The sequence below is a fragment of the Undibacterium sp. WLX3042 genome, from assembly GCF_049544825.1.
Taxonomy (GTDB): Bacteria; Pseudomonadota; Gammaproteobacteria; order Burkholderiales; family Burkholderiaceae_D; genus Undibacterium.
This window is the reverse complement of record NZ_CP186698.1, coordinates 3393861-3406315: the sequence shown is the minus strand read 5'-3', so window position 1 is coordinate 3406315 and position 12455 is coordinate 3393861. Positions and strand designations below refer to the sequence as shown.

Here is a 12455-nt window from a genome sequence, read left to right as displayed (position 1 = left end):
GTTTAATTGGTTTTGACATACTCGTTCTGGTATTGATTACGGGCACGGATCTGATTTTCCCACGCCGTTTTATCGCCGGGAGTCCACTCCTTCGCAACGAAACCGTTGTGCGCACCCTTCCACGCTTTTTCATCGACCAGACCACGCTTGGTTGTAGTTGCCTGATCACGTTCGCCACAGGCGGACAAACTCATCAGCGCAAGCAAACCTGAAATAATCATCACTGTTTTTTTCATGATTTATTTCTCCGTAGCTGGCTGCAACTCAGGTTTCGCTTCTGGATTATTGCCCTTGCCATAAGCGGTGCCCCAACCCCAGACTTCACTGCCTTTGCCACGCTTGACCACACGGGTACGGAAAATGTCGGCGATCACGTCGCCATCGCCACCAAGCAGGGCTTTGGTCGAACACATCTCCGCACATAAAGGCAACTTACCTTCAGCCAGACGATTACGACCATATTTTTCAAACTCTTTTTCAGAGCCGTCTTCTTCTGGTCCGCCGGAGCAGAAAGTACATTTGTCCATTTTGCCGCGCAAACCAAAAGTTCCGTTCGAAGGGAACTGCGGCGCGCCAAACGGGCAGGCATAAGAACAGTAGCCGCAACCAATGCAGATATCCTTATTGTGTAAAACCACGCCTTCGTCGGTACGGTAAAAACAATCGACCGGACATACCGCCATACAAGGCGCATCAGAGCAATGCATACAGGCGACGGAAATCGATTTTTCCTGACCAATCACACCGTCATTAACCGTTACCACACGGCGGCGATTAACACCCCATGGTACTTCGTGTTCATTCTTACATGCTGTCACGCAGCTGTTGCATTCGATACAGCGCTCTGCATCACAGATAAATTTCATTCTTGCCATTTTTTTCTCCTGTGAAATTACGCTGCAAACCGTTCGATATTACAAATCGTGGTCTTGGTTTCCTGCATCATCGTGACCGAATCGTAGCCGTATGTCGTTGCTGTATTTACTGCCTCACCGCGCACGATAGGCATCGCACCTTCCGGATAAAACTCTTTCATATCCTTGCCCTGCCACCAGCCTGAGAAGTGGAATGGAATAAACGCCGTGTCCTCAGCTACACGTGGTGTCACCAATGCTCTGACTTTGATGCGCGCACCAGTCGGCGTGGAAACAATCACATATTCACCATTACGGATACCGCGGTCAGCCGCTGCTTTCGGATTGAGTTCAACAAAATTTTCCTGTTGCAACTCAGCCAGCCACGGATTGGAACGGGTTTCCTCACCACCACCTTCGTACTCCACCAGACGACCTGAAGTAAGAATGATAGGGAATTTTTCATACAGTTTTGCTTCAATGTTTTTCTGCTGCACAGACTTATACAGCGTCGGCATACGCCAGAACGCCTTCTTGTCATCGTGGGTAGGATATTTCGCAACCAGATCAGGACGCGTGCCAAACAAAGGCTCGCGATGCTGAGGAACAGGGTCGGGGAAATTCCAGACGACCGCACGTGCTTTCGCATTACCGAAAGGATGGCAACCATGCACTTTCATGACCACACGCTGAATACCGCCGGACAAGTCAGTTTTCCAGTTTTTACCTTCTGCTGCTTTCTTTTCTGCTTCTGTCAGGTCATCCCACCAACCCAACTTTTTCAATAGGATGTGATCAAATTCCGGGTAACCGGTCGTGATCTCAGCACCGAGAGAATGTGAACCATCTTCTGCCAGCAAACTGACGCCTTCGCGCTCAACACCGAAGTTCGCACGGAAGTTACCGCCGCCATCCATCACATGCTTGGACGTGTCGTACAAATTAGGCGAGCCCGGATGTTTGAGTTCCGGCGTGCCGTAACAAGGCCATGGCAGACCGAAATAATCGCCCGTCATATCGTAACCGCTGACCGGATCTTTTCCGCCTTTGCATTTGAGCGTTTTCACATCGAACAGATGCATGTTACGCATGTGTGCCTTTAAGCGTTCAGGTGACTGCCCGGTGTAACCTATCGTCCAGGTTCCTCGGTTAATCTCTTGCAACATGGATTCTGGTTCCGGCTCCATCATGCCACCTTTACCCGGCACCATTTTCAGCTTCGCCACCAGCTCTTTTGCAAAGCCAAGTTTTTCTGCCAGCTGATACATGATCATGTGGTCAGTGCGGGATTCGAACAGAGGTTCGATGACTTTTTCACGCCATTGAATCGAACGGTTCGATGCGGTGACAGAGCCCGATGTTTCAAACTGCGTTGCTGCTGGCAGCAGATAAACCTGACGCTTAGGATTCAGCTGCTGATCTTCCGTTTTCATCGCAGCCATCGCAGCAGTCGCAGATGGATAAGGATCAATCACAACGAGCAGATCCAGCTTATCGAACGCCTTTTTCATCTCCAGACCACGGGTCTGGGAGTTCGGAGCATGACCCCAGAACACCATTGCTTTGACGTTGTTTTCCTGATCGATCAGTTCATTTTTTTCCAGAACCGCATCAATCCAGCGCGATACCGTGGTCCCGGATTTTTCCATCATAGCTTGGGAAGCAAACTGCTTCTTGACCCATTCGTAATCCACACCCCAGACATTACACCAGTGTTTCCAAGCACCCGTTGCGAGACCAAAATAGCCCGGTAACGAATCTGGATTTGGGCCAACGTCTGTCGCACCCTGCACGTTGTCGTGGCCACGGAAAATATTCGTACCGCCACCAGCCTTACCGATGTTCCCTAACACCAACTGCAGCAAGCAGGATGCGCGCACGATCGCATTACCGATAGTGTGCTGAGTCTGCCCCATACACCAGACGACGGTCGAAGGGCGATTCATGGCCATCGTTTCCGCCGCTTTGTAAACCTGATCTTCAGGTACGCCGCATGCCTCTTCTACTTTTTCCGGCGTCCACTTCAGCGCTTCTTCTTTGATTTTTTCCATGCCGTACACACGGTCATGGATGTATTGCTTATCTTCCCAGCCGTTTTTGAAAATGTGGTACATCATGCCGTACAAAAACGGAATGTCTGAGCCGGAACGAATGCGGATATATTGATTTGATTTTGCCGCAGTGCGGGTATAGCGAGGATCGACTACGATGACTTTGCAACCGTTTTCTTTGGCATGCAACAAATGCAGCATTGACACTGGATGCGCTTCTGCCGCATTTGAGCCGATATACAGCGCAGCCTTGGCATTCTGCATATCGTTGTAGCTATTGGTCATCGCGCCATAGCCCCAGGTGTTCGAGACACCTGCAACCGTCGTCGAGTGACAGATACGCGCCTGATGATCGGTGTTATTAGTACCGTAAAAAGACACAAACTTACGCAACAACATCGCCTGCTCATTGTTGTGTTTCGACGAACCGACAAAGAAAGTCGAATCCGGACCGGATGTCTTTTTAACTTCCAGCAATTTGTCGGCGATTTCAGTCAATGCCTGATCCCAGCTGATACGCTGATATTTACCATTGACCAGCTTCATAGGGTATTTCAGGCGATATTCACCATGACCATGCTCACGCAGAGCCGCACCTTTCGCGCAGTGCGCGCCAAGATTAATCGGTGAATCGAATACCGGATTCTGTCTGACCCATACGCCATTTTCAACCACTGCATCGACTGCACAGCCAACGGAACAGTGAGTACAAACCGTGCGGCGCACTTCAATTTTTCCACCAGATGCAGCACCGGAAGCGGATGCTTTGGCTTTTTTAATGAGACCTAACTGTGATGCCGCAATGCCTGCACCAACGCCTATCCCTGACCGCTTCAGAAAGCCGCGTCTATCCATCGTAGGTAACGCACGGGCGAGGGAATCTGCAAGGCCGGAAGAAAAACGTGTCTGCGCGCGCGTCGCCGCATCGCCTTTACGAGTTAACAACATATCTTCACCTCAGGATTAAATGGTCGTGGTACGGTAGTATTTTTTAACGTGCTCGGTCAGGCGGTAGCCTGTGCCTTCAGGCTCAGCCGGAGCAGCAAGCGCTTCGACCTTCTCCTGTACCACTGGCGCAGCTTTGAGCGCAAACAAGCCTGCTGCAGCTACACCTAAGCCACCCAGCAAGCTACGACGTTTAATTTTTTGATCCATGTTCGTCTCCGATGTCGACAACTAAACCTGGAGACTGATTGAAAGGCGATCAAACACTGATCGCTGAAACCGGTATCGTAAAAAATACTGCAACCAGTTTCGCAGCTTCTTTACTCTTTGAATTGGAGCAAATGAAGTGCGCGCGTCTCCGAACTTTTAGTAGTCTACTCTATCCCAAAAAAAGATTCCCGGCAGGAAAATCAATATTTAATACAATTTAACAATCGTGACGCAAAAATTTTTGATTACACCAGAAAAATAAGTAGTAACCCTTATTCCATATCAAAAGATTGCATCTCCACATCAAAAAAAACTTTTGCCAGCTGAGCGAGACTTGCATAAAAAACGGCTTGTGGATGATCAATAATGATGTCGCACATTGTCACAACCCAGCTTTGCATATGGGTTGCAAAGAACTGTTTTTGTGTTGCCAGATTTGCCTGCAATATGTCGTCCGAAGCAATCAGGTAACGCATGACTTCACAGAGCGAAGCGATATGATCTTCAGATTCGACAATATTCTCGGCACGCTCCAGGCCCAGGTTCTGTAAATCAGTCCTTAATGCCGCCAGCGGCTTTTCCATCAGAAAGCCGCTCAGATAATAGGATCCGTAAAGCAAAATCTCAGGCTTGCCTGTACCAACAAACAACTGCTCATATTCATCCCTGACCTCGTCTGCATCGGACTTTCTTACAGTTTCAATGAAATGCGTCCAGGCCTCACCCAGCACTCCCTCGCCATTTGTTTCTGCGTTGCTGAGCACCTGCAGTAAATCTTGTGATGGCGGCGCATACATCAGGGTCGCGAGCAAGCCGTATAAATCAGCTCTCGCTGTCTCTTCACCCTGATCTGCAGTTTCAAATTTAATCTGTGTTTCCATTGATCTATTTCCGTTTATCGTCCACGTTGAGTATGGACGCTGTCATTCAGCATTTTTCATCATATCGATAACACGGCAATCCGGGCACATGCGTATACGATCGAGATGCCCCGCAAATGCGCTATGGGCGCCGAGTTTTTGCAGCATATTCTCTATCATCTGTGCCGTTGCAAACGGCTTACTGCAGCGTATGCAGTGAAATGGTTGCGCTTCGTTTAACACGCGCACCTGCTTGGCAGCATCGCTCAGCAATAATCTTGGCGTCAGTGTTATCGCACTTTCCGGACAGGTATCCTCACATAAGCCACACTGTACACAATTGCGCTCAATAAAACGTATCTGTGGAGAATTCGCGTTATCCATCAACGCCGAAGCAGGACATGCTCCAACGCATGACATGCACAAAGTACAGGCATCCTTATTGATCGCAACCGAGCCATATAAAGAACCAGCCGGTAACGCGACCTCTTGCACTGCTTCCGGCGCATATTTGAGTAAATGATCAAGCGCAAAGTCCATACTGACCCGCTTATCCTGAGCGACGTTAAATAATGCCGGCGGCGGCACTTGTGCCGGCTTTAACGCATACAAAAACGACGACAACTCAGCAGACGTATTTGCTTCCAACAGATGAATATGTACCCCCCGATAACCAAGTCCGGACAAAATCGTCTGCGTAATCTGTATTTGCTTTTGCAGGGCAAGCCTGTATTCCGGCGCTTCTTCATCCGTCATCAGAATCACGATGGAAGTCGCGCCATAACAAATCGCGGACAACCAGACTTCAATGCCTGTCGATGCCGTATGATGCAACGCCATAGGAATCACCCGCGCAGGCAAACCACGCCCGCCCGCCTGCACAGATTGCCCCGTCTGCTGCAATAAATCGGCGCCAGCTTCTTTGCTATGAAAAAGGATTGCCGCTTCCTGACCACCCGCTTTGGTATACGCTGCCAGCATGGTCTTGATGTGCAGACCGGTATCCGGCGCCCGCATATAGGCGTAGCTCATCGCTCCGGTAGGGCAAACCGTGGTGCAGGCACCGCATCCGGCACACAAATTAGGATTGACCGATACCTTGTCGCCCGCAGCCGATATTGCATCCGTAGAGCAAACATCGAGACAGGCATTACATCCCAGCTTGCCGCTGCGGCTGTGCGCGCAGAGTTTTTCTTTGTATACAAAAAACTTTGGTTTCTCAAACTCACCGATCAACTGTGATAATTTCAATACCGCATCAAACTGCGCCGCCACATCGTTGCCCGGCGCAAAATATCCTTGCGGTTTATCCGACATTGACAACAAGGCTTGTCGTGACAAATCCAATACCAGATCGCACGCAGTATCTCGCGTGACAGCCATACGCTCAAAGTCAATCGCACCGATGACACCGCAAGCCTTGACGCAATCACGGTGATTACTGCATTTATCCAGATCGATCTGGTAACTGAAGTCGATCGCATTTTCCGGGCAAACATCAATACAGGCATTGCAACGGGTACAGGTCTCCAGATCAATCGGATTGCTTTGCTGCCAGCTCACTTCAAACTTACCAAGAAAGCCACGCAGCTTGATCGAACTACCGGACCAGACCGGAAATGTCCTGTCTGCAAGTCGCTCACCATGTGCCGCGCCGTCTGTCAGTAACACACTCACCGCCATTTGAGCAGACAAGCGACGCGCCCAAGGCAAAGCAACATCTGCTGAACCGATAATCAACAGATTTCCCTGCGACTCATAATTGACAGTGGGTACTGGCTCGGGCGCGGGTAAGCTGGCCGCCGCCAGCAAGGCGGCCATTTTTGGCAGGCTCTGCTTACCCTCCTCGGACCAGCCGGCACTCTCACGTAAATTCACAAATTTTATCGGTGCAACACTGGTTTGCGCCAACTCAGAAAACAAAGCACGCTCCTGAGTACAACCGACGATCACGTCATCAACGCCTTCCACCGCGCTTAAAAAATTTCCCACTTCGCGGCGGCATAGCATGTCACTGACCTGCACATGTTCCGCGCCAATTGCCTGCGCCAAATGCGCGGCTGCCATGGAATTTAAAGGCAGGGTTTTATTGCAACTACAGATTTTTATTTGTGGATTCATTCTGATCGTTCTCATCATTTTTTACGGCGTCTTTTTGCTGATTTAAAACGCTGGCTTGCCGCAACTGCGGCATTTCTTCTGACTGGGGCAATCTGATATTTTCTGCATCAATCACAGGTTCTTCCGCCGACGCACTTGCTCCGCTCTCCGCTTCACCAACTACCACCTCCTCCTCGACAGGATCAGGATCAAGCAAACGCTGCAGATCTTGCTCCAGATGCGCCAAAGGATTCAGTAAAGTCTTTGCATGGGTCAGAGATTCCAGCATGCCTAGCGGCAAAGGATCGGCTTTCCCGTAATCATCAATATAAATGTCGAGGCCGTCCATAATATTGAAATGCGGGTTCGAAAACAGTTTTTTCATCGCTGAACGTCGCACGGACTCGTCCACATCTTTTGCCAAGAAGCGCGAGAAATCAGATTCATTGCTTAAGGCCGCCACATCAGCCATATCCGGTACCTTGTCAGGTATGCTAGCAGCGGTACTGGCCTCGTCATGATGTCTGACAACTTGTTCTGCAGGCTCGTCCAATGCGGGCTCCTGTGGCGCCTCTTTTTCAGCAGCACGCTTACTCCAGCGGCTGAAAAAATCGCTGGCTGCCATATCAGTTCGCCTTCCTGTGCAAAGCCGCTTCCGCAAGAGCCATTTTCTGTACGCCTTCACCTCCCTCAAACGAAGGACGCTTTCGTGGCTTCTTGCCTTCGTATCGGAAATACTGTTGCGTGTATTCTGCTAGCCAGGCGGCCACATCTTCTGACAAAGGCAAAATATCTACCTGTTCGCCGCCATCAATCTGGCGCGCAGCCTCATCGTACGAAAGGGAAACGGATTTAGGCACAGCCAGCTCGACACCATCTATCTCTTCCATGCGCCACATGACAAACCAGCATGGCGTTTCAGAACTGAGATTCAGAAAATACCCGGGTGTCTCATCAACATGCAGGCTTGCGGAAAAACCTGGAAACAGCCAGCGCTGTTCACCATCACCACTCATCAACTGATGTATTCTGGCGCCCGGAGTGTCTGCCAGAATTTCCAGTGGTTTCCATTGATATGGCTGCCACCGATTATTCATCGGCACACGCTGCATGATCACACTCAGCGTAAAAGGTAGCTCGGTATTTTTTTCCATCGTGCTGGTATTATAGAAAAACAGAGTTAAGTTTCCAGAATAAAGACCCATCATCTTCCATGCAAGCACCACTCCCCGTGCGCGATGGCATCGCGCCAAGTTATTTATGGTTACCTGAAGGCCAGTGGAGTAATATGATCAGTTTCCTGACCTCGCATTTCCCTGATATCGGGGAAGCGACTTGGCTGTCCCGCATGGAAAGAAATGAAGTGGTCGATGCGCATGGTAACCCATTACGGAAGAACAGTTCAGCCAAGCGTGGAATGTGTATTTTTTACTATCGCGAAATCGATAACGAAAGCATTATTCCATTTGAAGAGCAGATCTTGCATCAGGATGAACACTTACTTGCCGTTGACAAACCGCATTTTTTACCGGTCACGCCAGGCGGACGATTTTTGCACGAAACACTGCTGGTCCGGCTAAAAAAGAAGACCGGTTTGGCACATCTGACCCCCATTCACCGGCTCGACCGGGAAACCGCTGGCATCATCCTGTTTTCTCATAACCCGGAAACACGGGGACATTATCAGTCACTATTTCAGAAACGCAGCATCACAAAGATCTACCATGCGCTGGCACCAGCCTTACCTGCCCTGACATTTCCTCTGATCCACCGAAGTTGCATGACAGAGGGTGAACGCTTTTTCACGATGTGTGAAAGCGAAGGCGAAATCAACTCGGAAACCCTGATCGACATTGAGGAGCAGCGCGGCGACATTAACCTTTACCGGCTAATGCCAGTCACCGGCAAGAAACACCAGCTAAGAGTCCACATGGCAAGCCTGGGAGCACCGATCTGCAATGACAGCTTTTATCCGACTGCACAAGCATGTAAAGGCGACGATTTCTCTACACCTTTGCAATTACTGGCAAAGAGCATCGCTTTTGATGATCCACTAACAGGCGAACACCGCGAATTCTTCAGCCATCGAGAACTTTAAGCATGCAACGGATAGTCTCTCAGGGACAAATCTATTGACATCAAGGCGTCACAAGGCTAATATGTTGGTCTTCGGAGTGTGGCGCAGTCCGGTAGCGCACCTGGTTTGGGACCAGGGGGTCCAAGGTTCGAATCCTTGTACTCCGACCAGAATTTTAAAAATCATATATTTGGTTTTTCATCTTCAAGCAGACAATATTAACCTGTCAGCAAAAAGATAAATGCAGTTCAGTTTTTTCGGAGTGTAGCGCAGCCCGGTAGCGCATCTGCTTTGGGAGCAGAGGGTCCAAGGTTCGAATCCTTGTACTCCGACCAGTTAAAAAAGGATCGTTGAATTTCAACGATCCTTTTTTCGTTTTGCGTCGGCTAACTCTCGCTTATAACGAACGACATTAATGACCGGGCACCACGGCCCGGCATTTCACTTGCAAGCAAACATGTTATTTGGAAAATCTCGCCAGCAGCCTGACATCGTCACCGACTTTCGCAACATCATGAAATATCAGTTTCAACGCCTGATCAACATGTGACAACACTGGCAGAGCGAACATTCCAGAGCCTTCACCTAGTAATTTAGGTGCCAGATAGACCAGCAATTCATCAACACAACCGGCCGCAATCATCGCGCCGTTGAGTGTTGCACCAGCCTCCACATGCAATTCATTGATTTGTCGTCGCCCCAGCTCGAGCATCAATGCGGGCAGACTAATCCGCCCGCTGGAATCTGGCAGACAAAGCACTTCCGCTCCCGATGCCTCCAGCGCCAGACGCTTTGGCAGGTCGTCGATAGCGCAGATCACCAGCACACCGCCTTGCAATATTTTTGCAGATACGGGGATTCTTAAATTCGAATCCAGCACGATGCGTAAGGGCTGACGCGGCGTATCAATGCCGCGCACATTAAGTAAGGGATCATCTGCCAATACCGTGCCTATACCCGTCAGTATCGCATCTGCCCGAGCACGCCAGACATGACCATCGTGTCTGGCTTCCGCTCCGGTAATCCACTGACTCTGACCGTTCGGCAATGCTGTTTTCCCATCAAGGCTTGCGGCCGCCTTCATGCGCACCCAAGGCTTGCCAGTTTCCATGCGTGTAAAAAAACCGATATTCATCTCGCGGGCACGATTTGCTAAGTCAGCGTGGGTCGCGCACTCTACTTCAATGCCCGCAGCCTGCAAGATCGCCAGCCCGCGTCCAGCTACCTGCGGATTGGCATCACTAATCGCTGCAACGACCCGCGCCAGCCCGGCATCAACCAGCGCATTTGCACACGGAGGCGTGCGCCCGAAGTGACTGCAAGGCTCCAGCGTGACGTACGCCGTCGCACCGCGAACATCCATGCCATTGGCAGCAGCATCGCGTAAGGCCTGCACTTCTGCATGTGCCTGCCCCACTGGTTGCGTCCAGCCACGTCCAATGGCAACACCGTCGCACACAATAACGCAGCCAACTTTAGGATTCGGCGAAGTCTCTATCGTGGCGCGGGAAGCAAGATCCAGCGCCACTTCCAGCCAGTACCTGTCAGTTTGTTTATCTACACAAGACATCCATCGTCACCAATGTGATCAGGTGTGCTGAATGCTGATATTCGGAAATTTACTGGTCATGTCTTTCGCCTTCTCAGCGACTTTCACGGCCAGCTTACGGGCGATTTCTTTATAAATCTGCGCGATTTTTCCGTCAGGATCAGCAACCACAGTTGGCTTACCGGAATCCGCCTGTTCGCGTATCACCATCGTCAATGGCAGACCGCCCAGAAAATCAACACCGTAATCGGCGCACATTTTTTGTCCGCCACCTTCACCAAAAATCGCTTCAGCATGTCCGCAATTAGAGCAGATATGCGTACTCATATTTTCGATAATGCCCAGAATTGGAATGCCGACTTTTTCAAACATTTTCAAACCTTTACGCGCATCCAGCAACGCGATGTCCTGCGGTGTTGTCACTATCACGGCTCCGGTCACGGGTACTTTCTGCGACAAGGTCAGTTGCACGTCACCTGTACCTGGTGGCATATCGACAATCAGATAGTCCAGATCGCGCCAGTTGGTCTGTTCCAGCAATTGCTGCAAAGCCTGCGTCACAATAGGGCCGCGCCAGACCATAGGCTCATCCGGATCAATCATGAAACCGATGGATGACACTTGCAGACCGTGATTCTCCAGAGGCTCCATGGTTTTGCCATCCACCGTCTCAGGGCGACCATTAATCCCCATCATCATCGGTTGTGACGGCCCATAAATGTCCGCATCCAGAATACCGACTGCAGCGCCTTCTGCAGCCAGCGCCAGCGCGAGATTGACTGCCGTTGTCGATTTACCGACACCGCCTTTGCCTGACGCTACCGCAATAATGTTCTTCACATTCGGCATCAGTTTGATACCGCGCTGAACCGCGTGCGCAACAATTTTCGACGTCACATTGACGCTGACATTACCTACGCCCGGCAACGCACGCAGCGCAGCAATCACGTTTTTGCGTATCAGATCAAACTGACTTTTCGCAGGATAGCCGAGCTCCACATCCAGACTCACAGCATCGCCGTCAAGCTTGATATTTTTCGCGGATTTGCTTTTGATCAGATCCAGCTGAGTATTAGGATCAATAACTTTTGATAAAGCATTTTTTATATCTTCAACAGTAAGTGTCATGTGATTCTCCATTCAATGTCCGCAAGTCTAGCGCAAAACGGGAAAAGACTGCGGATAGCCCTGCGCAGAGACTGAGTTTTCGCGCTCTTGCCCAATCCCGTTTAAAGATAAAACTCTTTTAAAAAATTCGTGAGGAAGGAGTAGATGCGCTTGCTCTGCAGATACAACTGATCAAGGGTATGCTTAGCGCATTTAAAGTACCAATCCGTTTTCACTGAGAAGCCGATGAGCAATTACCCGCTGACTTTGCTATACGATGAATCCTGTCCTTTATGCAAACTCGAAATCGATAATCTGAGAGCACGTAATGAAAAAAATTTGCTGAGATTTGTTGATATCTCCGGCAAAGATTTCGACCCCCGCACTTACGGGATACCACAGGCAGAACTAATGCGGATTATCCACGCCATAAAACCTGATAACAGCATCGTGACCGGGGTTGCCGTGTTCCGGCTGGCTTATGAAGCTATCGGGCTGGGCTGGATCATCGCACCAACCGGATGGCCACTGCTGAAGCCCTTATTTGACTGGCTGTATCTCCGCTTTGCAGACAATCGTTACCGGCTTTCAAACCGCGTTACCGGATACTTATTCGAGGTGGCTGCGAGACGTGCGGAAAAACGCAGCCGTCGCTGCAAAAATGATCAATGCGAAGTAAAACAGGACATACATTAACAAAGC

12 protein-coding genes and 2 tRNA genes are annotated in these 12455 nt (G+C 50.1%); 4 read left to right on the top strand and 10 right to left on the bottom strand.

What is annotated here, in order from left to right; genetic code table 11:
- Nucleotides 1–2 precede the first annotated feature (2 nt).
- The 8 genes from ACPAOP_RS15370 to ACPAOP_RS15335 all read right to left on the bottom strand — a co-directional run bounded on the left by ACPAOP_RS15370 (nt 3) and on the right by ACPAOP_RS15335 (nt 8174).
- Nucleotides 3–236 (bottom strand): hypothetical protein, encoded by a 234-nt coding sequence (locus tag ACPAOP_RS15370; protein ID WP_423708590.1) that lies wholly within the window; start codon nt 234–236, stop codon nt 3–5.
- Nucleotides 237–239: 3 nt separating this feature from the next.
- On the bottom strand, nt 240–875 hold the full coding sequence (fdh3B, locus tag ACPAOP_RS15365) for a formate dehydrogenase FDH3 subunit beta (protein ID WP_186898039.1): 636 nt from the start codon (nt 873–875) through the stop codon (nt 240–242).
- 17 nt (nt 876–892) lie between these two features.
- On the bottom strand, nt 893–3853 hold the full coding sequence (locus tag ACPAOP_RS15360) for a formate dehydrogenase subunit alpha (RefSeq protein WP_423708589.1): 2961 nt from the start codon (nt 3851–3853) through the stop codon (nt 893–895).
- 15 nt (nt 3854–3868) lie between these two features.
- Nucleotides 3869–4060, bottom strand: coding sequence for a hypothetical protein (locus ACPAOP_RS15355; RefSeq protein ID WP_423708588.1), 192 nt, complete (start codon nt 4058–4060; stop codon nt 3869–3871).
- A gap of 272 nt (nt 4061–4332) precedes the next feature.
- The gene (locus ACPAOP_RS15350; protein ID WP_423708587.1) at nt 4333–4941 is read right to left on the bottom strand and encodes a TorD/DmsD family molecular chaperone; all 609 of its coding nucleotides are present in this window, start codon (nt 4939–4941) and stop codon (nt 4333–4335) included.
- 42 nt (nt 4942–4983) lie between these two features.
- Complete coding sequence (locus ACPAOP_RS15345; RefSeq protein ID WP_423708586.1) at nt 4984–6987, bottom strand: 4Fe-4S binding protein; 2004 nt, start codon at nt 6985–6987, stop codon at nt 4984–4986.
- Nucleotides 6988–7015: 28 nt separating this feature from the next.
- Complete coding sequence (locus tag ACPAOP_RS15340) at nt 7016–7645, bottom strand: DUF3306 domain-containing protein (RefSeq protein WP_423708585.1); 630 nt, start codon at nt 7643–7645, stop codon at nt 7016–7018.
- Between the two features lies 1 nt (nt 7646).
- Nucleotides 7647–8174: a DUF3305 domain-containing protein gene (locus ACPAOP_RS15335; RefSeq protein ID WP_423678828.1), complete on the bottom strand. Its 528-nt coding sequence runs from the start codon at nt 8172–8174 to the stop codon at nt 7647–7649.
- 59 nt (nt 8175–8233) lie between these two features.
- Here ACPAOP_RS15335 and ACPAOP_RS15330 point away from each other — a divergent pair, with 59 nt between their 5' ends.
- The 3 genes from ACPAOP_RS15330 to ACPAOP_RS15320 all read left to right on the top strand — a co-directional run bounded on the left by ACPAOP_RS15330 (nt 8234) and on the right by ACPAOP_RS15320 (nt 9432).
- Nucleotides 8234–9118: a pseudouridine synthase gene (locus ACPAOP_RS15330; RefSeq protein WP_423678827.1), complete on the top strand. Its 885-nt coding sequence runs from the start codon at nt 8234–8236 to the stop codon at nt 9116–9118.
- A gap of 72 nt (nt 9119–9190) precedes the next feature.
- A tRNA-Pro gene (locus tag ACPAOP_RS15325) sits at nt 9191–9267 on the top strand.
- Nucleotides 9268–9355: 88 nt separating this feature from the next.
- Nucleotides 9356–9432: transfer RNA gene (locus ACPAOP_RS15320), tRNA-Pro, on the top strand.
- A 125-nt stretch (nt 9433–9557) separates the two neighbouring features.
- On the opposite strand, the gene ribD is transcribed toward ACPAOP_RS15320, so the two are convergent.
- Entirely contained in the window at nt 9558–10667 is a 1110-nt protein-coding gene (ribD, locus tag ACPAOP_RS15315) for a bifunctional diaminohydroxyphosphoribosylaminopyrimidine deaminase/5-amino-6-(5-phosphoribosylamino)uracil reductase RibD (protein ID WP_423708584.1), read from the bottom strand.
- 18 nt (nt 10668–10685) lie between these two features.
- Nucleotides 10686–11774 (bottom strand): iron-sulfur cluster carrier protein ApbC, encoded by a 1089-nt coding sequence (gene apbC, locus ACPAOP_RS15310; RefSeq protein ID WP_423708583.1) that lies wholly within the window; start codon nt 11772–11774, stop codon nt 10686–10688.
- Between the two features lie 225 nt (nt 11775–11999).
- On the opposite strand from apbC, the gene ACPAOP_RS15305 reads away from it, so the two are divergent.
- On the top strand, nt 12000–12449 hold the full coding sequence (locus tag ACPAOP_RS15305) for a thiol-disulfide oxidoreductase DCC family protein (RefSeq protein ID WP_423708582.1): 450 nt from the start codon (nt 12000–12002) through the stop codon (nt 12447–12449).
- Nucleotides 12450–12455: the final 6 nt, after the last annotated feature.